This is a genomic window from Streptomyces sp. NPDC001709 (assembly GCF_053596375.1).
Genome location: NZ_JBSFGB010000051.1, coordinates 1 through 21,718, shown reverse-complemented (window position 1 = coordinate 21,718; position 21,718 = coordinate 1). Strand labels below are relative to the sequence as shown.

The following is a 21,718-nucleotide window of genomic DNA, read 5'->3' as shown; positions in this document are numbered from 1 at the left end:
GTTTGCGGCAGATGCCTCGAAACCGGGAGTCGCACCACAGTCGGGCCGGCACCAGGCGGCGGCCCAAGGTATGCCGCGCCGTCGGGACCGTCAGATGGCGGTGATCACCAGTGCGGCCTGGTCGTCGAGCGTGGCATTGCCCGCGAACGAGGTGACTGCGGTGGTGATGGACTCGACGACGGCAGGGGCTGTGGGCGTCGTGGTCCGGACGGCGACGAGCGCGTCGGACAAGCGCTCCTCGCCGAAGAACTCGCCGTCGGCGGAACGGGCCTCGGTGATGCCGTCGGTGACCAGGACGAGGCTGTCGCCGGGGTACAGGTCGATGCCGCACGGGCAGAAGGCGGGATCAGGACCGATACCCAACAGCGGGCCCGGGTGCGTGAGTTCTACGACCGTGCCGTCGGCGCGGCACACGAGCGGCGGTACGTGCCCTGCTCGTATCAGGTTGAGCGTGAGGTGGGACGCGGTGTGCCGCAGCTCGCCGTAGACGAGCGAAACGAACTGGTCGTCATCGGTGGTGTTCCCCGTCAACGCGTCGTTGATGGCGGCGACCACGGCCGCCGGTTCGTCGAGGAGGCGGGCGGCGGCGCGTGCGGTATGGCGGACCAATCCAGTGGTGGTGGCTGCCAGCGCGCCACGTCCGGAGACGTCGCCGATCATGAATGCCCAGCGGTCGGCGGGCAGCGGGAAGACGTCGTAGAAGTCACCGCCGACGTCAAGGCCCTCACCGGCCGGATGGTACGAGGCCGCCAGGGTGGCGCCGGGAATCCTGGGTAGCTCGGGAGGCAACAGGCCTGCCTGAAGATCGTGGGAAAGCCGGACGCGGTCGGTGAACTGATGGGCGTTGTCGGCACTCGAAGCGGCTCGGCGGGCGAGTTCCTGGGCCAGGGCGACCTCGCGTTGGTCCAGGGGCAGGTCGGTGGCCAGGAGGGTCAGGGCTCCGAAGGTGCGGCCCCTGGTGGCCAGCGGCACGCACACGTAATCCCTGACGCCGAGCTGTGCGCGCAGGCCGCTCGCGTGGGCGGACTCGGTGGCGCCGGAGGCGAGCACGCGGGCGACAGCGGCGTCCACCTCGTCGCACAGCGCGGGGGAGGAGAGGAGCTTCTCCCCCTCCCGGGTCGACGCAGCGATGGCGATGCGGCGGGTCTGGCCGCGCTCGGATACGTGGACAACACACAGCGGCGCCAGGGTCGGGACGGTCAGCCGGGCCATGCGCTGGAGGCTGTCCGAATAGTGTGTCTCGCCGGTGATGGCGGTGCTGGCCTCCAACAGGAAGGCCAGATCCTCCCGGGCGGCCTTCTCGCGTTCCTGGGCGGCGTGGCTTGCCTCGACCGCGGCGTGTCGTTCGATGGCCAGCGCGGCTATGCGGGCGAAGGAGGCGCTGAGCGCCACGTCCTTGTCCTCGGGAGCCTTGGGGGTGCGGTGGTACATCGCGTAGGTGCCCAGCAAGCGGCCGTCCGCGTCCTGGATGGGTGTGGACCAGCACGCCGCGACTCCGGCGCTCAGCGCCAGGTCGCGGTAGTCCTGCCACAGGGGATCGGTGGCGATGTCCGTGACGATCACCGGTTCGCGCCGGAAGGCGGCCGTGCCGCACGAGCCGATGCCCTCGCCGATGGGTGCCCCGTCGATGGCCTCGTTGTAGAAGTCGGGCAAGCTCGGGCCGGTGCCGTGCCGCAGGCGCTGTCCGTCGGGATCGATGAGCAGCACCGAGACGATCATGTCCGGGGAGAGCTCCTCGATCGCCGTGGCCATGCCACGGAGGACCTCGTCCAGCGGGGCGTCACGTGCGATCTGTTCCAGCAGCAGGCGCTGCTCGGCGGCCAGGAGATGCGCGTGGTGGTACGCGGTGGTCTCGACCGCGATCACCACGACCCCGTCGATCCGGCCGGCGGCGTCCCGGCGGGGTTCGTAGGTGAAGTCGAAGAACCCTTCCCGCTGTCTGCCCGGCCCGCCCAGCAGAAGTCGCCCGTCCCGGGCCCTGTATGCCACGCCGGTGCGGTAGACCGCATCGAGCCGGTCCAGGACGCCCTGCGAAGCCAGTTCCGGAAGCACCTCTCCGACCGGCTCGCCGAGGCGCCCGCGGTCACATCGGAGGGTTTCGAAGAATGCCGAGTTCGCCGCTTCCAGCAGATGTCCCGGGCCACTGAGCGCAGCGAAGATCACCGGGGCCTGCCCGAACAGGTCCGCGTACTCCTCGCTCCGCCGGTCGGCGGAGACCGAGTGGGCCGTCGCCGCACTGCGAGGAGGGAAATATATGGACATGACAGGCTGTCCTCCCCTGTCTCGTCCGCGCTGACCGCGCCGTCCAGATGTCCCCACTCTGACACATGTCTCCGCTGATGCCAGAGGGGAGTCAGGCCGACCACGGTGTGGGGCAACCGGGGCCTCGGGGGACTCGACGGAGGACCACCCTCGCATTCTGCGACCTCGCCGCGCATACCGGCTGGTCAGCATCGTGTGCGGTCACGAAACGGCAGCATGCGCCATTCGCCGTGGAATCCGTCCGCTGGCGGTGGCTGGCGGTGGCTGGCGGTGGCAGGCGGTGGCTGGCGGTGGGGCGGCACGACTGCCCATGCGCCACCCCCATACTGATCACCGGCACCGGGGCGGCGGCTGCCGTACCCGAGCCAGATCTCCATGAGCTGGCGTGGCAGCCCCCCACCAGCCATGAAGCCGTCGGTGAACAAGATCGCGACGGCCACCACTCACACCTCGGCCGATTTCGGCGGCCTGCCCGACCGGTTCAACCGTGGCTGCTCGGGAGCGGGGTGCAGGCACCGGGGCGGGTTCCGCCGTGGGCGTGGAGGAAGGCCAGCAGATCGCAGATGGACTGGCCGAGCACCTGATCGTGGCCTGCACCGGGGTAGGCGCGGTAGACCAGTGAGGGGGAGCCGAGGCGACGCAGGCGGGCCACGACCTCGTCGGTCCAGGCGGGCGGCACATCCTGGTCGGCGCCACCCTGGATGACGAGTGTGGGGACGGTGATGGCGGAGCGGTCCGGATCGCCGTAGGCGCCCATCCGCTCGCCCATGCGCCGCAGCTGATCCCCTTCCATAGGCAGCATCTGCTCGGTGTTCACCCCCTTGAGTAAGGGATCGCTGTGCGTCACGCAGTCGGCGATGACCCGGGAGGCCGTAGCGGCTGCCTGGGTCCCCAGCAGCGAACGTAGATCCGCCGCAGGACCACCCGGCTCGGTGGCGGACAGGCCGACGAGCGAGTAGAAGGCGAAGGACAGCTCGCTGGGCACATGGGAGGCCTTCACCCCCGCGAGCATTGCCTCCAGGTGGCTGGCTGGGGCGACGGCCACTGCCGCGCCAAGGCGCTGGCCGCCCGTCCGGCGCTGGGTGTGGGTGGCGAACAGCGCGGCCTGGCCCCCTTGTGAGTGCCCGACTGCGAACCACACCGGTGCCAGGCTGGGCACCAGCCGGCGAGCCGCTGTGACGATGTCGGCCACGGCGTTGCCCTCGTCCGCGCCGACCAAATAGGTGTGCGGGCCCGGCGTGCCGAGTCCGGGGTAGTCCGAGGCAGTGACGGCGTACCCGGCGCGGAGGAGAGCGCGCAGTTCCTGAGCGAAGGCCTCCGAGCCCAGGTTCGCAGACTGCGAGGGTGCGCAGGCGTCGGCCACGCCGGTCGTTCCATGCGCCCAGGACACCACCGGCCAACCTCCCTGGGGAGCGCTGCCCGACGGCAGCAGGACGGTGCCGCTGACGGGAACGTGCGCGCCGCGTCCATTGGTGGAGTGGTACAGCACCGTCCAGCGCCGCGCGCTCTCCAGCTGCGCATCAGGGCCATGGTCTGTGGCCGCGATCAGTGTGCCCGGTTCCGTGGTCGGCTGCGGATCGGGTACCTGGTAGGTGTGGTTCACCACGGCCACCGTGGGTGTCGTTTGCCGGTCGACCGCCACGTCGGAAGTGCCGGCGCGGTCCGTCGGGCCGGAGACGGCACAGCCCGCCGCTGCCGTGGCGAGCATGCCCGTGACCGCTGCGGCACGAAGCCGGGGGCGCCCTGGCCGGCGCTTGCCTCTGTCTGTGCCCGTCCTCAGGAACTGACACGGGCTCGGGATCCCCACGGGCGGATGCTCCCTTCCAACAGGCCTGTTGTGATCCACTTTGGCGCCTTCGTGAGGGGCAGGCATGCGGAGGTAGGCCGTCCGGTCCGCTTGCCCGTCGGCGTGGCGATTCACGACTAACCAGGTAGTGCGATCGCTTCGTGGCTGAGCTGCGGGCCGATCACGAGGTCGACCTGGTGCGTCGTGCGCTCTTGGAGTGGGGCCGGGCTGCGCGGTGCAGTGATCAACTTGCCGACGGCATGGGGTCCGTCAGGGCCCAGGATCTCCTCGACCAGTGCCACGGACTCCGGGAGTGCATTCACGTGCACGAGAACCTCATCGAACAGACGTGGGCAGCGGTGAACCAGCGGGTCATGTCCCGCCTAGGCCTGGGGCGAGGAGGAGGACATGCGCTGGAACCTGCGGATGAAAGCCGCCGAGCGGGGATCTGGAAGTTGACCGAGATGCGCCGCCGCCTGGCGGAGGCGGGGCTGGAGATCAGCACGGCAAGATGTTCGCGCTGTGGTCGGGAACGCCGACGACTGCCCGCCTCGATGACCTGGACATCATCTGCGCGGTGCTGGAGTGCGCCACGTCGGACCCGCTGTCCTGCCGCCCACGCCGACTTCGTCGCGCCACAGCGGCCTGGCGGCCGCGATAGCCGCTATGCGGCCTTGGTCAGTGGCAGAGATCGGGCGGCGCCCCGTCACAGCGAGCACCGGCGCTGGACGGGCTGGGCGATGCGCCCCGGCCCGGCCGGGTGCGCACGGTCACCGACGAGCAGGTCAGCGAACTGGTGCGGCTCACCCTGGAGACAAAGCCGAAGAACGCCACCCACTGGTCGACGCGGTCGATGGCCCGTCGGTCCGGGATGTCGCAGTCGACGGTGTCATGGATCTGGCGGGCGTTCGGCCTCAAGCCACACCGCACCGAGTGTGTAAACAGTGCCGGTGCTCGCTGACCGAAATGCGGATGCGGATTGTCGGCTCGATTGCCTACTATCCCGGCCATGCCAAGACCCTTCGGATTCGCCTTTGCCCAGCGCCCTGACGGCACCGTGACAATCACCCACCAGGGCCGTCCGGCGGGCACGTTGCGCGGCGCGCGTGCCCAGAAGTTCCTTGCGGAGGTCGAGGCGGGGGATGCCCAACTGGTGATGGCCCGCTGGACAGGGGCCTACAAGCACGGCAATGAGCGCACCGCGCGTAACCACCCACGCAACCGGGCGTAGGGCCTGCCCGTCGGATCTTCGTGGTGCCCCTGTCGCCCATGGTGAGGCGGCCGCTCCCGGCCACCTCGGCTCAGTCAAGGAGAGACCAGCTGACTCCGCATTCCCTCGCGTTCTACGTGGACGTGGTCATGTCTGGAACGGTCCTCGGCGCCAAGCCGACGGACAGTCCCGACCAGGTCAGCGCGATCTTGAGTTCCGACTTCGCCGAGAACTCCACTGACGACTACAGCATGTGGCGCGACTACGGATTGGTCGAGTTCTTCTGGGTCCGGGAATCGCCCGACCATCCATGGGAGGGGCACCACTTCGCCCTGCAGGTGCATCGGCTTTCGAACTGGGGCAGCAGCATTGTCAACAAGGCGATTCGCGAGCGGTACGGTCGCTTTGACCGTCACCTCCGCTTCGACAAACTGCAGCGACTGCTGTCGAACCGCGGCGTGTGCCTGGAGGACGTCCCGGACGCCAATGCCCCGGCCTTCACCCTGCACTGGCAGCCCGCTTCCCAGGTGTCCGTCATGGCCTTCCGGGAACGCGAGTGGGGGCGGCCTCGGCGGCGCGGCAACGACCTCGTCGGCGACGTGCACAAGATCTCGTCATCACTGACCGCCGAGCAAGTGGTGTGGAACAGAGCACGCTACGGCCGTCAGGACGCCTAGAGCCTGTGTGGGTGGTGATTCCGAGCAGGCGCCGGACGCCGAGCAGGCGCCGGCCGGTCTCCTCCTCGACCTCACGGGCGAGCGTTTCCAGGAGTCATTCGCCGGGCTCGACGTGGCCGCCGACCATGTCCCAGCAGTCGGGGAAGAGCTGCCTGTGGGGACTGCGTTTCTGAGCTAAGGCCCCGCCGTCCCGGTTGAGGATGACCGCGCCGACTGCCCAGGTCTCGCCGTCGGCGGGAACCGGGATCCCGACGTCGTCGTCCACGTCCACGTGGTGCTGTCCTCTGGCGTGTCCTCACTGTAGGGCCGTGTGCGGCCACCGGCCTGGAACGTTGACCGAGGCGTGATGGGGCGGGGAGATCTTTCGGACGGGCAGTGGGAGCAACTGGAGCCGTCGCTGCCGGGACCATCGGCAGGTGATCTACGGGATACTGCACCGGGTGCGGGCGCCACGGGCTCTGGTCGGCCGACGCACCTGGGTGCGGCTGTTCCAGCAGGTCCGAGCCGCTGCTGATACCGACGGCGAGATCGACTGGCACATCTCGGTGGACTCCACGGTGATTTGGGCCCACCAGCACGCAGCCGGCGCCCGCAGAACCCCACCGCTGGCCCCGCATTGTTCAAAGGGGGCCGTCACGGCAGAACACCAGAGCGAGAGGCTCGGGTTGAGGCTGCTCGGCCGCCAGGTGGTGGCGGTGCAGCGGGTGAGGGCCCGGGCCGCTCCCGTGGCGGGTTCACCACCAAAGTCCACCTGAGCGCCGATGGCCGCTGCCGCCCGCTGTCCCTCACCTCTAGGTCGGCTGAACGTGCAGGCCGACGGCGAGCTGGCCGCGGCGGATGAGTCCGGGCCGCCGGAGTGGACCCTCGACGCGCTGGCCGCCGAGGCCGGACGGATGGGCATCGAGGTTGGTCGCAGCCAGGTCCGCCGCATCCTGTTGGCTGAGGGCGTGCGCTGGCGCCGCACCCGTTCCTGGACCCGGTCGAAGGACGCGGACTTCGAGGGAAAAGCGAGGCGGCCAACCCGGCTGGCGACATCTATGTGGTCACCGACAACCTGTCCTCGCACAACAGTTTGTCCACCCGGACATGGCTTCAGGACCATCCCGGAATCCGGCACGTCTTCATCCCCGTCGGCGCCTGCTGGCTCAACCTCCAGGAAGGTGGTGGCGCATCTTCCGCAACGCTGCCCTCGCAGGCCAGTCTTTCGCCGGGCCACCCGAGATTGACCAAGCCACTCGCCTGGCAACAGCCCAGCTCAATACACGAGCCCGGCCCTGGGTATGGGGAAGGCCTGCACCTTCAACCGCGTCCTACGCCGCCGATACGTGTACTCCGTTTGAGGAATCCAGCGCTAGGGCCTGTCCGGTGAATCACGTGATGGCCAGGCGGACGTGGCCGTCTGCGAGCCTGAACGGTACGGCATCTGCGCACCTCGGAGTGCAAGGCGGACACGGGGTCCGCCACTATCCGTTACCAGCACGCCTCGGAATCAGAGTTCGCACGCCTGCCTATGGCTCGAGAGCTACGGCTCAATCTCCAGCTGAACCTCGTTACCGCCTCCTTGTAGGCCGGATGTGAGGCATTCCGTGGGCAGTTCGCGGGGCAGCCCGGTGATGGTCCGCTGTACGGGATGCCCATGGCCACGTCCCTCGCTGACCCGGCCCCGCTGAATCACGACCAGGACCCCTGCGACGCGGAGGGTCGTGGCGCTGTCGTAGACGATCAGAGACGTGCCGCCGTCGGCGTACCGGACGGCTTCCGTCCCACTTCCGCCGGACACAGCGACGCAGGAAGCAGTCGGTACGTCCGAGTTGAAGGAGCCCATGGCGGGGACGGTATGGCCGTGGGCACCGCATGTGTAGGTGATGTCCGCGTGAACATGGGTCGGCCGGGCCAGGAGCGTGAGCGGCGGGTCGTACCGGCTCTCGCTACGGCCAGTGCAGCCGACGCTCCCCTCCTCCGTGGTGTTGGCCTGACCCGCGGGCGCCCACACCACCGACGATCCCGCTAGCACCACAGACCCCAGGGCCACTGCGACACCACGCCTACCGACCATGTTCCCTCCAGCACGTCCTGCTCTCACCAACGGCCCTTGGCTTACCCAGGGGCGCATCCCATGACCCGGCGCCTAGAAGCGCATGATCCGCGCACGCCCAATCCGTGCGCGGTTAGACGCGCTTGTACTCCCGTCGGACTCCATACGGTCGGCTGCGGTCGCATGAATGCTGGAAGTCGACGGGTAGCAAGCGCCGGACGAGTCCTCGTCGAGCAGGAAACGAGCAGGAGGAGATCTTCAGTGGGACGTACCAGCGTCGCAGCCGCCACCATCGCGCGAAGGCGTATCTTCGCCATGATGGACGCGGACGGGGACGAGGTCATCTCGGCGCACGACTACCTTTCCAGGGTGGACCGGGCCGTCCAGGCCACGGGACGCTCGGAGGGCGACCCGCTCGTCGTCGCCGCCCGCCGGGAAGCCCACAAGGCGTGGGGAGCGATGGACGCGGACGGCGACGGGAAGCTGACCTTCGAGGAATACGACGCATGGGTCGGTGCCGACAAGTTCGACAGCATCTGCCGGTTCGCTCTGGGCTCCCTGTTCGACCTCGCCGACGCCGATGGGGACGGTGCCCTGGACAAGGCTGAATTCACGGTCCTGCGCACTGCCCTGAACAATGCGCCCGGAAACGCTGCCGCCGCCTTCGATGCACTGGACGCCGACGGCGATGGCCGGGTGGGTCGTGACGAATACCTGGCGTCGATCCGCGGCTACGTCGTCGGCGACGCCTCACCGATGGGCGAGGCCCTGTACTAGTGAGGTCTTCGGGTTGTTGTCGGGGGTGGTGACGTGTGGTGATCCCTGCGATAGGCCGGCGGTATGCGGTATGCGCAGGGTGGTGGACTGACCCCCGGAGCGCCGACGGTTTCGCGAGCGGATCCGGTACGAGACTGGCGAGCGGTTCGGGCGTGGTGAGAGAACTGCCGTGATCGCGAAGGACATTCGGGTGAGTGAGCGGTCGGTGGAACGCTGGCGTCGCGCCTGGCGGGGGCGGGATGGCCGCGCCCGCCTCTGCGGGGCCGCCGAAACAGCCCAAGCTGTCCGACCAGCAGTTCGCCGAGCTGGAGAGCTGGCTCGGATCGGGGTGCTGACTGCCCGGAAGTTCAGGTTGGACTGTTCTTCGGCGGGGGTGTGGCGGCTGCTGCACCGGCGCGAATGGTCCTGGCAGTGTCCCGCCCGCCGGGCGCTGGAGCGCGATGAGCATGCGGTGGGTCTTTGGAAGAAGGATGTGTGGCCGCAGGTGGAATGACTGCGGCGGTGCTGGGGGTGTACGTCGTCTTCGAGGACGAGGCCGGGTTTCGATGACGCCGCCACGTGCCCGCACCTGGGGTCGGCGTGGGCACACGCCGGTGGTGCGGGTGCGGGGCCGGTCCTGGCGCCGCTTGTCGATCGCCGCCATGTGCTGTTACAGGCCAGGCGAGATGTCCCGGCTGATCTACCGGCCACGCCGCCGCCGTAGGCATCGGGGCAAGGGACGCGACACCTTCGCCTGGAGCGACTACCGTGACCTGGTCGTGCGTGCCCACATCCAGCTCCAGGCTCCCATCGTGCTGATCTGGGACCATCTCAACACCCGCCGGGCAGCCGGAATGCGTGAGTACGCGGCCGCACACGACTGGCTGACCATCGTTCAACTGCCTTCTTATGCACCGGACTTGAATCCGGTCGAGGGCGCCTGGTCGCTGTTACGGCGTGGCCCACTGGCCAACACCGCCTTCACCGACGACGAGCACGTCGAACGCACCTTCCGCGGGGGCCTACGCCATATCCAGCTCCGCCCCGACATGATCGACGGCTGCCTCACCGGCACCGGACTCACTCTCACCCAGCTGCCGAAAACAACCCGAAGAGATCAGTAACCCGTACCGGACCGTGTCGTCGCGTGTCCTTGTCCCTCACGCTGACAAACCCAGCGCCTGAATCTCCATGCGTGCAGGGATGTCAAGCATCCTGACCACATCTCAAACACGGCCTAGTGGGCCCGGATCCGGTCCAAGCACACCGTGTGGCTGTGATGCGGGTTCCAGTTGCGGGCGACTTCGAGGCGCCACGCCGAGAGGCGGCGGCCTGTGGGAGTCGCACGGCCAAGTTCCTGCCGCTCAAGGCAAGTTCATGTTCGAAGTCAGGATAGCAACCTGCATCTGTTCGAGGTCGTCGGTCGTCAGGCGGATCTGTATCAACGTGGCATCCCTTGGCGCGGTTCCCTGGCCGTGCTGGTCGTGGATCCTTTGCATCCTCGCGCAAAAGCCTGGCCGTCGGGGTGCGGAGAGACGATTGTTGGTCGCGACGATGGGGCCTCCGGCACGGCGCCGGAGGCCAAGGTGACCCAGGGTCTCCTCCGGCGGAAGCCGGAGGAGAGGGTCATCGTCGAAGACACACTTGGCCTCCACTCAGGACCACAGCGAGGCCGCAGAGTTGATTGTTTCTTCGGTTTCCTGGCACAGGTTCGCGGCGAGCGCGCTTCGAGCCGCCGTGACACAAGGGATGGCAGTACGTCGCGAGCGGGCCACGACCTGCGGAGGATAAGCCGGACAAGCCAGTACGACCATGCCTCCGAAGCTTTCGGGGTATGTCCACGAATAGAGGAGACCTCATGCTCAAGCGGTTTCTTGCCACGTCGGCTGCACTCGGTGCCGCCGTGGCAGGCATCTTGTCCGTGGCACCCGCCGCCTCCGCGCAGGAAGCTGGCTACGCGTGCCGGTCCGACAACACGCCGAACCACTCGTGGGCGAACTGGGGCGGCGCCAACATAGACGCCTGCATCGCCTACAACGCGAATGACCCCTCCTCGATCATTGCGGGGGTCGGAGTCAACAACGCCTACCCGTCTGACCCCTGCGCACAGCTCGTGGATGCTGACACCGGCAGGTGGCTGTTCGACTACGGGTGTGCCGACCAGTGGACCGGCAGTTGGGTCCCAGGTGGATCCGGGAACCATTACTTCAACCGAGCCTCGGTGGACATTGCCAAGACCGGGGGGCCGGTGGTAGTGCAGGTCGGTTTCTGGGCGGATTTCGGTTCCGGGCTGCATTACTACATGAATGTGCAGAGCCCGCGGATCCTTTACTAATGCCGCATCAGGCACCGCTCGCTCCGTTGTGATGTGACGCGCCGCCTCGGTACTGCACCGGGCGGCGCGTGTCCGTCCGACTGGTCGTCGGAAGAGTTGCTCCTGCGGATCCAGCGCGGCTTCGGGCGTGCGGCCAGGACGTCACGGTCCGGGCCGCACGTGTTGCTGGCGATTCGGTGGCCCAGCCCAAGGGAGATGTGGCTCAGGAACAGGCGACGAGGTCTCAGTCGAACTGCACTGCAGCGGCGCCGTCGATTCCGGCGACGTACATCGGGGGCTCCTGCTCGGTGGTGGTGCGGGTGGGGTCGGTCGTGGTGAGCACGCGTGGCAGATGGATGTGGAGGTGTTCGACGTCGCCCTGGCGGTCGCGGAGTTCGCGGGCCAGGAGTTCCGTGAGGCCACCTGCCCTGTGCTTGCCGCCTGCGCATGCGATGGCGATGCGGCGCGGCCCGGCGGGAAGGTCGGCGAGGTTGGCGAGCAGTTCACGGGCGCCGGGGGTGTTCAGGACGACGTCCTGGACGCGCCGGGGGGCAGCACGCACCGCTCGGGCCAGGCGAAGTGCGTCCCGTCGTGCCAGTCCAGAGTTGGACCGGTACGGCGGGCGGCTCGGGCGGTGCGGGTGTGGGTCGACGGCGGGTGCTCACGGCCGCAGGTCGGGCAGCTGCTGACGTACCTGCGCGACCAGGTCCTCGGTCGGCTTCCAGGGACCGAGCTGCCCGCGCGCAGGAATCGGCAGGGCGAGCTCCTGGACGTCCGTGAGCTCAAGGCGCCACCGGCCGGGCTCTGCCCACGGCCCGCAGGGCGGGGAGCCGTCCGGGTCCTGGCGGCAGCCGGTCAGCCGGGCGACGCCGATCACGGCGCCGGTCGGCAGGTCGCAGCCGTGGATCGTGCGGGCGACCAGCGGCAGGCACAGGGCGGGCTGGTCGACCTGCAGGCCCGCGTGCAGCAGGAGCCAGCCGCGCCAGGACCAGCGCTGCGGGCGGTTCTCGGTCGTCTTGGCCCCGGCGCGATGCACGCGGCCCACGGCTGCTTGACGCTGATGCCGTGGAGCCAGTCGCCCGCCGGCGGAAGGGTTCCGGTGCTCATGCCGCATGCCCCCACGTCGCCGTGCCGGGACGCCCGGCCCGGCGTCCGTTGATGGATGGGACTGTGGTGTGTGCGGCGGTGGCGAGGTGGGCGCGGCCGGAGTGGTTGCCGTCGTACAGGGCGGCGTCGGCGGCCCGCTGCAGCAGGGACAGGTCGCGGCTGCCGATCACGTCCGGGGTCGCGGCGCCGACCGATGCGGCGACGTTCACCACCTGGCCGTCGTCCAGGACGACGGCGTGTGCAGCATCGTCACCAGCGTCGCGAGTCGAGCCTCGCGGCGGTCGCGGGACATCGGCAGCACGAAAGCGAACTCGTCACCGCCCAACCGGCCGACGGACGCGTTGCGGCCTGCCCAGGCGGTCAGCCGGGTGCCGTACGCGGCGAGGAAGGCGTCCCCAGCCGGGTGCCCGAGCGTGTCGTGGACGTCCTTGAAGTGGTCGGCGTCGACCAGGACCATGCACACGTCGTCGCCGTTGCGGGACGGGATCTGCCGGGCCAAGGCGGTGTAGGCGTCGCGGCGCAGCAGCCTGGTGAGCGGGTCCTTCTTCGCGGCGGCCAGGCGCCGGTGCAGGGCGATGGCGTAAACGGTCCAGCCGGTCAGCGGAATGGCGGCGGTGGTCAGTAAGAGTGCACGCTGCCCGAACCGGGCCTGTGCGTGCAGAACTGAGCCCATAATGAGGATCTCCCTCTCGTCTCGTACGGGTTGGGATGGGTCCCGGGGCAGCAGACGACGTCGGCAAGCAGAGCGGCTGTCCCGGGGCGGTGCTACAGCTCAAAGTCGCCGTCGTCGGCGGCGTGGAGCCAGCTGTACGGGTTGTTCCAGCGGCCGGCGGTCGTGGAGAGCCAGTCGGGCTCCCAGCCCAGCCGTTAGCCGCGCGCTCCCCAGCAGTCCGGCCGCTTGCCGGGGATCTCGAGTCCGTTCTCCTGCGCAGCGCGTGCCGCGTCGTAGACCTCGTGTTGGGGCCAGCGTGGTGGATGTGCCTCCAACTCGACGTCGGGGCCGGACCGCGCCTCGACGGACCCGGCCGTGTCGAGACGGTCCCTTGCGCACCGGCTCTGCCGGACGGCAACAGGTACCCAGTGGCTGGCCCTTGGCGCTGCCTGGCACGATGTGATCATGACGGAGGACATACAGGCCCACGGAGAGGCGCTCGTCGCCGCCGCCCGCGCCGGTGACACCAAGACCGCCCGTCGGCATACAGACTTCTTCGTGCTGCGCTCGCACGTGGACGAGGGCATCCCGTACTGGGAGCAGGCCGTGGCGGCCGGTGATGCCTTCTCGCATTACACCCTTGCCCGGTACCGGAAGATCCGGGGTGATCGGCAGGCCGCGGACGCGATCTACCGCGCCGTCGCCGACCGGCACGCCGGGTGCGCCTACGGACTCGGCGTACTGCTCCGCGAGGACGGCAATCCGGAGGCCGCCGAATGGTTCCGCCGCGGCTGGGAGGGTGGGCGCCACCTCGACTGCAAGATCGAGCTCGGCAAACTGCTCGCGGCCGAGGGGCGACTCGAGGAGGCGGCGAAGTTCCTGCTGAGCGACATCGATCTGGGCGATATCGCGGTCTTCCGCTGGGCGCAGCTGTTCAGGTCGATCCGGGAGGACTTCGACCGCGTCGCGGCGGGGCTCGATGCCGCCGAGGCCGCCGGGGACGGGGATGCCGCCGCTGAGGCGCTGCGCCCGCTCTTCGCCCTGGAACAGCACTTCCGTGACTACCCGGGCCTGGCGACCGAGGCAGCTGGCTACTACCGCAGGGCTTCTGCGCTCAGTGCCTCCGCCCGCGTGGACCACGCCGTGTTCCTGACGGAGACCGGCGGCGAGGCGTCCTGGCCCGAGGCCCGTGGCCTGCTGCTCCAAGCCCACGAGGAGGGCTACGAAGGCGCTGCGTACGCACTCGGTGTCCTGCACGAGCAGCGCGGCGACCTCGACGACGCCGAGCGCTGGTACGGCCTCACAGCCGCCCACGGGCATCGGCCGAGCCAGTGGAACCTCGGGATCCTGTGCAAGCGGCAGCGGCGGTACGAGGAGGCCGAGCGCTGGTTCCGGGAGGTCGGCGAGGACGACGAGGACGTCGTCGAGCAGCTCACCCGGATCGCCGCGATCCGAGAGGGCGGCGCCGTCGCCCCGGGCAAGGACCTGCGCCGACTGCCAATGCTGCGCGAGCGAGCCGAGGCGGGCGACGTGCACGCCTCGTACGCGTACGGGAAGATCCTCGGTGACTGGGGCGCCGCGGCCGCCCGTCACCTGGTCCGCTGGATCGAGCCTGCCGCGCTGGCCGGGGACCCACAGGCGGCGTACGACCTCGCGGAGCTGTACGGCGCGCTGCGCAGGCCCGCGCTGCGCGACCAGTGGTACCGGACAGCCGCAGAGGCGGGCCACCACGACGCGTGCCGCAAGATGGGGTGGCTCTCCGAGCACCACCGGGACTACCAGGAGGCCGAGCGCTGGTACGCGCGCGCGGCCTCTGATGGGTCCCCGCTGAACGCCATGCTCGCTGGCAAGCTGAAGGCCCAGCGCGGCGCGTACCCCGAGGCGGAACCGCTTCTCCGCATGGCGTGGGAACAAGGCGGCGACTCCGCGTACAGGACGGAGGCCGCGGGGTACTACGGACTCGTCCTGCACCGGCTGGGCCGCCTCGCGGAAGCCATCGAGCCGCTGCGGACCGCCGCCGCGCGCTGGGACGACGACGTGAGCGCCCACTACAACTGGGACGACCTGGACGTACTGTCCCGGGCGGTCGATCCGGAGGAGGAACTGGCGAAGGTGGAGGCGGCGCTGACGGCGTGACGCCGCTGGCCGGAGCCTGCCGGCATGCCGAGTGGGACGGCTCGCACGGAACCGTGTGCCCATCTACGTGCTCAGTGGCTTCCCAAAGGGGAAGTCAAGCTGTGTGGGGAAGTCAAGCTGTGTGGGGAAGTCAAGCTGTGTCGAGGGGCAGAAGCCGGTTCCGTGATCAGTCAAACCAGACCACGAGACGCACGTGCTCTGGGCCATGCAACTCGCCAAGCGTCCGCATCACGTCCCAGACCGGCGCCCAGTGGGTCCCCACCCCGGCGACCATCCTTCGGCTGAGCGTGCCGGACGGATCGGTCTCCTCCCAGTTGGCGATCTGCCAACTCGGCCTAGATCCTGTCTCTTTGACGGGTAGAGGGAACCGGCACGGAGGAGGCAGCGTCCATTGATGTACAAGATCGCTAGTGAGCGCAGAGGAGTTTGAGATGACCGGCACGGCCACCCGTTACCTCTATCTCGTCCGGCACGGCGAGGCATCGCCGGACGAGAGCGGGCTGACAGAGGGTGGCCGTCGACAGGCCACGCTGCTCGGCCAACGCCTCCGGGACATCCCCTTCGCAGCCATTCACCACGGTCCGCTGTCGCGGGCAGAGGAGACCGCACACCTGATTGGCGACCAACTGAAGAACGTCCCTCTGCAGGTCTCAGAGGTTGCCGGTGACTACGTACCCTATATGCCAGAAAGGGGCGAGCTTCCGGAGGAATCGGCAGACTACTATCTCCGGTTTCTCGCTGGTGCCACTGACGAGGAGCGGGAGCACGGACCTGCGCTGGCCCGCCAGGCGCTGGATCTGTTTACCGGACCGGTGGACGGCGAAGAGGACCGGCACGAGCTGGTCGTCACTCACAACTTCCTTGTCGCCTGGCTCGTCCGGGACGCCATGCATGCGCCGAAGTGGCGTTGGCTCGGCCTCAATCACTGCAACGCGGCACTCACGGTCATCCGATACGCGCCCAGTCGGCCGGCCTCCGTCCTCATCGCCAACGACATGAGGCATCTGCCCACCGAGCTGCGCTGGACGGGCTTTCCCCCCGAGCAGCACATCTGATGCGCTCGCCGGGGCGTTGCCCTGGCTGGTGCTCTGACCGGGAAGGTTGGCCGGGGTGGTGGTTCCGGCGGGTGGATGGGCGGTGACGTCCATGCGATTGCTGGGGGTGTGGTGGCTGAGCCTATCCGTGTGCGCAGGTTAACCGACCGGGAGGGTCAGAAGCTGCAGCAGCTCATGCGCTGGGGCAGTACCAGTTCGGTGCGCTACCGGCGGCGCGATGATGCTGCTGGCCTCGGCCGGCGGGAACCGGGTGCCGCCACCACCCGCCCGACCAAGCTCGGCCAGCCCTTCACCCGCTGGTCACTGCGCAAACTCGCCGCCTACCTGCGCAAAGTGCACGGCCGCGTCATCCGGATCGGACGCGAGGCGTTACGGTGCCTGCTCGCCCGCCGCGGCGTCACCTTCCAGCGGACCAAGACATGGAAGGAGTCGCCCGACCCCGAGCGTGACACCAAGCTGGACCGCATCGAGGAGGTGCTGGAGCGTTTCCCGGACCGTGTATTCGCGTTCGACGATTTCGGGCCGCTCGGCATCCGGCCCACCGCCGGATCGTGCTGGGCCGAGCAAGGCCGGCCCGAGCGGCATCCCGCGACCTACCCCGCACCCATGGAGTGCGCTACTTCCACGGCTGCCACTCGATCGGCGACGAGACCTTGTGGGGCGTCAACCGCCGCAAGAAGGGTGGCCGCGAACACGCTGGCCGCGCTGAAATCGATCCGGGCTGCCCGGCCTGACGGCGCTCCGATCTACGTCATCCTGGACAACCTATCCGCCCACAAAGGCGCCGACATCCGCCGCTGGGCGAAGATGAACAAGGTCAAGCTGTGCTTCACCCCGGCTTATGCGTCCCGGGCGCAGACATGCGCCCTGCACGCCTATCTGCGCTGGCGGAACAAGAACGCCCGGCATCCCGACGTGCTGGCCGCCCAACGGCGTGAGCGCGCCCGCATCCGCAGTGAGAAAGGCATCCGTTGGGGTGGCCGACCCCTGTCAGTAGCGGCCTGAACCGGTGGAAGGTGAGTCACCGAGATCGTTTGGCGGCGTTTGCCCGATAGCGTTCCAGCACGCCGATGGACAGCGCCGATGCGGCCATCAGCCCGAACACGATCGAACTCGAACCACCACCATGCTCCCGCTCCCAGACACGGAATCCGACCAGCAGGACTACGACTCCGAACAGCACGACCTGTATCCACCTGATGGCCACGGCCCGCTGCCCCTGGCCATCAGCGTTGCTGTCTCTCTTGCGCACCGAGACTCCTCTGCTCCTTCAGTGCGCCGACTGTACTGGTGCAGGGAGCCATCGGTACGACCCAACCCGGTGAACCTTCGCGGTCACAGCGCTACTGGCGCAGGACACTAGCGGAGCTGAACGAGTTGGTCGAGCAATGGGACCGGCACGACGGCCAGCGCCGAATCGGTTCGCGGCCGCGGACGATCGACGAGTACTTCGAGGTCGAGTGGCGGCTGCTGATGCCGCTGCCGGAGGAGCCGTTCAAGACCGGGCGGGTGTTCACCCCACGCGTCGACCGCTACAGCCAGATCGTGGTCCGCACCAACCGCTACTCGGTGCCGGTCCGGTTGATCGGCAGGCGGGTTAGGGTGTTGTTGCACGCCTCTCACCTGGTGGTCTACGACAAGAACGCGGAAGTGGCCCGGCACGAGCGGCTGATCACCAAGGGCGCTTGTCGCCTGGAACTGGACCACTACCTCGAAGCCCTGATCCGCAAGCCGGGCGCCTTCCCCGGTGCGACCGCGCTGGAGCAAGCCCGCTTCGCAGGCAGGTTGACCCCGGTGCACAACGCGTGGTGGGCGGCGGCCGTCAAGGCCCACGGCGACGCAGAGGGCACCCGAGCCCTGATCGAGGTTCTGCTAATGGGGTGGCACATCGCGCACGAGCACCTCGTCGCCGGCCTCGCGACGATTCTGCGGGCCGGGGCTCTGACCGCCGACGCAGTCGCCCGTCGCCTGTCGCGGCGGCAGGCGACCAGGTCTCAGTGCCGCTCGACATCCCGAGCGCAAGAAGCCGTCGACCTTGAGCCCTGACGGGCCGTGGAAGGTCAGGGTGGGCTGAACAGGCTCTTCACAGACGAGGGTGCAGCGGTCGGGAACTGTGAACCGGTAGCCGTGCTGAAGGTCAGCGACCGAATCGGGCTGCGAGACCGTCGAGCACGCAGTCCAGGCCGAACGCGAACTCGACGTCAGGGTCGAGCTCCTCGCCTTCGTGGACGCGGCGGGCCAGCATCGGGTGCTCGCCCGCCGCGAGGACCTCGCTGATATAGGGTCCGACGCTGCGCTGCCACTGCTCCTCGGTCAAGCCGGTGCGCTGCTCGGCGCGCCGAGCAGCCTGCTGTGTGGCCACCGAGCCGAGCACGTACGCGCGCACGGCTCCGAGCGCCTGTGAGGCCAGGGTGATGTCGGGCGTGAGCGCGACGGCGGCGCGCAGCGCGGATTCGGACCGTCGCAACGAGTTGGGGCCGAGTGAGGGCCGGCCTGCCAGCTCTCCTGCCAACCATGGGTGCCGCAGCAGCGTCGTGCGCAGCGAGTGCGCGACCGCGGCCAGGTCGGTGCGCCAGTCCTGCGTGGGCTCGGGGAGCGGGTCCTCGCCCTGCACCGCGTCGACCATCAGGTCCATCAGTTCGTCGCGGTTGGCGATGTATCGGTAGAGGGTGGCCGTCCCGGAACCGAGGTCGCCCGCGACCCGGCGCATCGAGACCGCGGCCAAGCCCTCCGCGTCGGCGACGGCCAGCGCGGCGGCCACGTACTGGTCCACCCCTGGCGCGCGTCGGCGCGGTTCGGGGCGAGGCCTGGTCCACACCGTTGAAGGAGCAGGCTCGGTCATCTGGTGGTTCCTTTCCTCGTTGCCCGGCATCCTATCTTCTGGCTACGCTGTAACCATGACGGAAACAGTGTATCCAGAAGTGCCGGTGCTCGTCGTCGGAGGCGGCAGTGTCGGGCTGCTCACCGCAGCGCTGCTCGCCCACCACGGCGTCCCCGCCGTGCTCGTCGAACGCCGGTCCGGGCCGTCCGTCCACCCGCGCGCCACCGGCATCGGGGCGCGCACCGTCGAGGTCCTGCGCGAACTCGGGCTTGACGCCGCCGTCGACGCCGCCGCGGTCGACCTCCGGGGCGCCGCGGGCAAGGCGGTGGCGCGGACCGTCGTCGACTTGGGTTCGGGCGACGTCGTGACCGTGGCCATGGCGACTCCGTCCGCCGCTGAACTGGACACGACGCCGTTCAGGCTGCGCGGCGTCTGCGCGCAGGACCGCCTCGACGCCGTGGTGGCGGCCGACCTGGCGCGCCGCGGAGCGGATCTGCGCTGGTCGACCCGCCTGCTCGGCATCGCACAGGACGCCGAGGGGGTCGACGTCGAACTGGAGGGGCCCGACGGCCGCTACTCGTTGCGCTGCGCGCACGTGGTGGCCGCGGACGGCACGCACAGCGCCGTGCGGACCGCGCTCGGCGTGGGCACCTCCGGGGCGGGCGACTTGGGCAAGTCGAAGATCAATATCCTGTTCCGGGCCGATCTGCGACCCCAACTGCGGGGGATGTCCTTCGGTACCTGCACGATCACCACGCCGGAGGCGCCCGGCCTACTGGTGACCGTCGACGGCGAGAGGAACTGGGTCTTCCACATCGCTTGCGACATCGACGGGGGCGAGCGGCCCGATGACTTCACGCCCGAGCGCTGCGTCGCGGTCATCCGGGCGGCGGTCGGCGATCCCGGCCTCGACGTCGAGGTGCGCAGCGTTCTGCCGTGGCGGCCCCGGAGCTCCCTGGCCGACCGCTTCGCCGTCGGCCGCGTGTTCCTCGTGGGCGACGCCGCGCACACCGTGGCACCCCTGGGCGCGTTCGGCCTCAACACCGGCGTCGCCGACGCCCACAATCTGGCGTGGAAACTGGCCGCCGTCCACCACGGTGAGGCCGGTGCCGGCCTGCTCGACACCTACGCGCAAGAGCGCGAGCCGGTCGCCGCGGCGACGCTGGACCAGGCCATGCGCAGGCTCGCCGATCCGGAGCTGCACTGGGGGCGTGGACCCGAAGCCGACGCCGCCAGGGCGGCGGCGGGGGTCTGGGCGGCGCCGGTCGTACACCTCGGCCAGCGGTACGACTCGGCCGCCGTCGTCGACCCACAGCCGGAACTCCCGTCCACGGTGGACCTGGCGGTGGCGCTGGACGGGTCGCCGGGTTCACGGGTGCCCCACGCGTGGGTCGACGGGGTCTCCACGCTCGACCTGGTCGCGTCCCGGTGGACCCTGCTGGTAGGCGCCGCGGGCGACCGGTGGCTCGCCGGTGCGGCGCACGTCGGCCTGCCGGCACACCGGGTCTCCGCACCTTGGCTGTCCGACGACGGAGCCCTGCTCGTACGACCGGACGCGATCATTGCGATGCGGGTGACGGCGCCGGTCCCGGATCCGGCACGGTTCCTCGCCGACGTCCTGGACCAGGTGCTGGCCAGGCCGGTCGCGGTGCCGGGCGTCTGACCGGGGGCGAGGCGCGCCCCGTCACCACTACAGCTTGGCCGCGCTGACCTCGAAGTTCGAGGATTATGCGCGTACTTCCCGTTCGACGACCCGACCGCCGCCCGGATGTCCGCGGATATGCAGGAATTGCTGACGTCCCGGGACGCCAGCCGGAGAAATGCCTGTGCTCTTCCCACCGGGCTGAGGGCAACGGATACGCGCTTAGTAAACCAGTCGTCCTCGGCTGCCGCCGAAGACGAGCGGGACAACCTGAGTCGGATCGAGTTTTCCGGTTCTGTGCACCTCCTTTGGAAGACCTCGACGTGCCCGAGGTACGCCTCGTGCAGGCTTCACCAGCCCTGATCTGACCACGTTCTGCCGGGTTGACGAGCTCGGCCTCGTCGTCACCGGCCAACGGCTCGAACCAGATCGGGCGGTGCTGGCCTGCCGGGTCGTCGAGCCTGACCAGTGGTGCCGGCGCTACGGCTGCGAAGGCGCACCGCGTGACACCGTGTCCGGCGGCTGGCGCACGAGCCGGTGGGCTGGCGTCCGATGTGAAGAGCCGCTGAACAGGACCCCATGGAACGAAACCACCGGGTGCTCGAGGTCTTCGCGCGTCAGGTTGATCTCTATGCCGTACCTGTGTGAAACACCCCGTGGGCCATGCAATTGACGGTAAGTGGCTTTGTGCGGCACGGAAGGAGCGTCGAAGCCATGCACCGGAGACATGCTGGCACGTCGGTCTCAGCCTGTGATGCCGATGTGGGTGAGGAGGCGTTGCTGGTCTGGGTGGAGGCGGGGCATCGCCACGCGCTACGAGAAGAGCGCGACGATCTACCTGGCCGGACTCCATGTTGCTGGGATCTTCCTCTGGTCTGCCTGCTGACTCAGGGAAGCTGTGTGGTGTCAGCTGACCGGGATCGGTACACCCATTGTCAGACGCTGCTGGCAGCATCACCGCCATCAGCGCCATATTTACCACCCCGCCGCGGCCGTTCGACATCACCGCGCTCTTCCCTCAGCTGGCTCCGCTGGCGCGCACGGCGACCCGGCCGCACCCACGGGCCCGGGTCGCCGACCGTGCACGACAGCTTCGCCGGCGGGCCGCTCCTGTGGCCCGCCGGCGAGCCGTGGCCGTACTGCGACGAGCCGTACAACAGGCACGCGTCGCTAGAGATCTTTAACGGTGCGGGTTACGTCGGGTCGTGACGGCTGCCGTGGGCCGCGCTATGCCGGGAGAATGAGGTATCCCGATGGCGGTGGAT

The 21,718-nt window shown here is 69.1% G+C and carries 16 protein-coding genes and 7 pseudogenes; 14 read left to right on the top strand and 9 right to left on the bottom strand.

All coding sequences use genetic code 11. From position 1 onward, the window contains the following. Positions 1-90: 90 nt before the first annotated feature. Complete coding sequence (locus tag ACWC0C_RS42310) at positions 91-2,262, bottom strand: SpoIIE family protein phosphatase (protein ID WP_450870041.1); 2,172 nt, start codon at positions 2,260-2,262, stop codon at positions 91-93. 481 nt (positions 2,263-2,743) lie between these two features. Then, positions 2,744-3,970, bottom strand: coding sequence for an alpha/beta hydrolase family protein (locus tag ACWC0C_RS42305; RefSeq protein WP_450870039.1), 1,227 nt, complete (start codon positions 3,968-3,970; stop codon positions 2,744-2,746). An 802-nt stretch (positions 3,971-4,772) separates the two neighbouring features. Here ACWC0C_RS42305 and ACWC0C_RS42300 point away from each other — a divergent pair. From ACWC0C_RS42300 to ACWC0C_RS42290, 3 genes and pseudogenes are all read left to right on the top strand, one after another. Next, positions 4,773-4,982: pseudogene (locus tag ACWC0C_RS42300) on the top strand (helix-turn-helix domain-containing protein); the annotation flags it as partial. Positions 4,983-5,057: 75 nt separating this feature from the next. Next, complete coding sequence (locus tag ACWC0C_RS42295; RefSeq protein ID WP_450870037.1) at positions 5,058-5,279, top strand: hypothetical protein; 222 nt, start codon at positions 5,058-5,060, stop codon at positions 5,277-5,279. 116 nt (positions 5,280-5,395) lie between these two features. Then, a complete protein-coding gene (locus tag ACWC0C_RS42290; RefSeq protein ID WP_450870035.1) occupies positions 5,396-5,935 on the top strand; it encodes a hypothetical protein in 540 nt (179 codons plus the stop codon). A gap of 94 nt (positions 5,936-6,029) precedes the next feature. Here ACWC0C_RS42290 and ACWC0C_RS42285 read toward each other — a convergent pair whose 3' ends face one another. Continuing rightward, positions 6,030-6,206: an NUDIX domain-containing protein gene (locus ACWC0C_RS42285; RefSeq protein ID WP_450870034.1), complete on the bottom strand. Its 177-nt coding sequence runs from the start codon at positions 6,204-6,206 to the stop codon at positions 6,030-6,032. Between the two features lie 75 nt (positions 6,207-6,281). On the opposite strand from ACWC0C_RS42285, the pseudogene ACWC0C_RS42280 reads away from it, so the two are divergent. The 4 genes and pseudogenes from ACWC0C_RS42280 to ACWC0C_RS42265 form a co-directional block, all read left to right on the top strand. Next, positions 6,282-6,540, top strand: a pseudogene (locus tag ACWC0C_RS42280) (IS5/IS1182 family transposase); the annotation flags it as partial. Between the two features lie 1,691 nt (positions 6,541-8,231). Next, positions 8,232-8,747, top strand: coding sequence for an EF-hand domain-containing protein (locus tag ACWC0C_RS42275; protein WP_450870032.1), 516 nt, complete (start codon positions 8,232-8,234; stop codon positions 8,745-8,747). 63 nt (positions 8,748-8,810) lie between these two features. After that, positions 8,811-9,850 (top strand): annotated as a pseudogene (locus tag ACWC0C_RS42270) (IS630 family transposase). A 734-nt stretch (positions 9,851-10,584) separates the two neighbouring features. Then, positions 10,585-11,061, top strand: coding sequence for a hypothetical protein (locus tag ACWC0C_RS42265; protein WP_449201079.1), 477 nt, complete (start codon positions 10,585-10,587; stop codon positions 11,059-11,061). Positions 11,062-11,284: 223 nt separating this feature from the next. Here ACWC0C_RS42265 and ACWC0C_RS42260 read toward each other — a convergent pair whose 3' ends face one another. From ACWC0C_RS42260 to ACWC0C_RS42245, 4 genes and pseudogenes are all read right to left on the bottom strand, one after another. After that, entirely contained in the window at positions 11,285-11,602 is a 318-nt protein-coding gene (locus ACWC0C_RS42260; RefSeq protein WP_450870030.1) for a hypothetical protein, read from the bottom strand. 99 nt (positions 11,603-11,701) lie between these two features. Continuing rightward, positions 11,702-12,147: pseudogene (locus ACWC0C_RS42255) on the bottom strand (hypothetical protein). After that, on the bottom strand, positions 12,144-12,356 hold the full coding sequence (locus ACWC0C_RS42250; protein WP_450870028.1) for a hypothetical protein: 213 nt from the start codon (positions 12,354-12,356) through the stop codon (positions 12,144-12,146). The pseudogene ACWC0C_RS42255 and the gene ACWC0C_RS42250 overlap by 4 nt, the downstream one beginning before the upstream one ends. Further along, positions 12,353-12,820, bottom strand: a complete 468-nt coding sequence (locus tag ACWC0C_RS42245; RefSeq protein ID WP_450870027.1) for a GGDEF domain-containing protein — start codon at positions 12,818-12,820, stop codon at positions 12,353-12,355. Before ACWC0C_RS42245 ends, ACWC0C_RS42250 begins: the two co-directional genes overlap by 4 nt. 444 nt (positions 12,821-13,264) lie before the next feature. Here ACWC0C_RS42245 and ACWC0C_RS42240 point away from each other — a divergent pair, with 444 nt between their 5' ends. The 3 genes and pseudogenes from ACWC0C_RS42240 to ACWC0C_RS42230 form a co-directional block, all read left to right on the top strand. Continuing rightward, positions 13,265-14,935: a sel1 repeat family protein gene (locus ACWC0C_RS42240; RefSeq protein ID WP_450870026.1), complete on the top strand. Its 1,671-nt coding sequence runs from the start codon at positions 13,265-13,267 to the stop codon at positions 14,933-14,935. Positions 14,936-15,366: 431 nt separating this feature from the next. After that, positions 15,367-15,990: a histidine phosphatase family protein gene (locus ACWC0C_RS42235; RefSeq protein ID WP_450870025.1), complete on the top strand. Its 624-nt coding sequence runs from the start codon at positions 15,367-15,369 to the stop codon at positions 15,988-15,990. Positions 15,991-16,572: 582 nt separating this feature from the next. Beyond that, a pseudogene (locus tag ACWC0C_RS42230) lies at positions 16,573-16,995 on the top strand (transposase); the annotation flags it as partial. Positions 16,996-17,011: 16 nt separating this feature from the next. On the opposite strand, the gene ACWC0C_RS42225 reads toward ACWC0C_RS42230, so the two are convergent. After that, positions 17,012-17,242: a hypothetical protein gene (locus ACWC0C_RS42225; RefSeq protein ID WP_449201071.1), complete on the bottom strand. Its 231-nt coding sequence runs from the start codon at positions 17,240-17,242 to the stop codon at positions 17,012-17,014. Between the two features lie 125 nt (positions 17,243-17,367). Between ACWC0C_RS42225 and ACWC0C_RS42220 the strand changes: the two genes are divergently transcribed. Further along, on the top strand, positions 17,368-18,036 hold the full coding sequence (locus ACWC0C_RS42220) for a Mu transposase domain-containing protein (RefSeq protein ID WP_450870023.1): 669 nt from the start codon (positions 17,368-17,370) through the stop codon (positions 18,034-18,036). Positions 18,037-18,127: 91 nt separating this feature from the next. On the opposite strand, the gene ACWC0C_RS42215 is transcribed toward ACWC0C_RS42220, so the two are convergent. After that, a complete protein-coding gene (locus ACWC0C_RS42215; RefSeq protein ID WP_449201069.1) occupies positions 18,128-18,832 on the bottom strand; it encodes a TetR/AcrR family transcriptional regulator C-terminal domain-containing protein in 705 nt (234 codons plus the stop codon). A gap of 55 nt (positions 18,833-18,887) precedes the next feature. Between ACWC0C_RS42215 and ACWC0C_RS42210 the strand changes: the two genes are divergently transcribed. From ACWC0C_RS42210 to ACWC0C_RS42200, 3 genes and pseudogenes are all read left to right on the top strand, one after another. Continuing rightward, on the top strand, positions 18,888-20,474 hold the full coding sequence (locus ACWC0C_RS42210; protein WP_450870021.1) for an FAD-dependent monooxygenase: 1,587 nt from the start codon (positions 18,888-18,890) through the stop codon (positions 20,472-20,474). A gap of 274 nt (positions 20,475-20,748) precedes the next feature. Beyond that, positions 20,749-21,005: pseudogene (locus ACWC0C_RS42205) on the top strand (hypothetical protein); the annotation flags it as partial. Between the two features lie 419 nt (positions 21,006-21,424). Beyond that, positions 21,425-21,611: pseudogene (locus ACWC0C_RS42200) on the top strand (hypothetical protein); the annotation flags it as partial. Between the last annotated feature and the right edge of the window lie 107 nt (positions 21,612-21,718).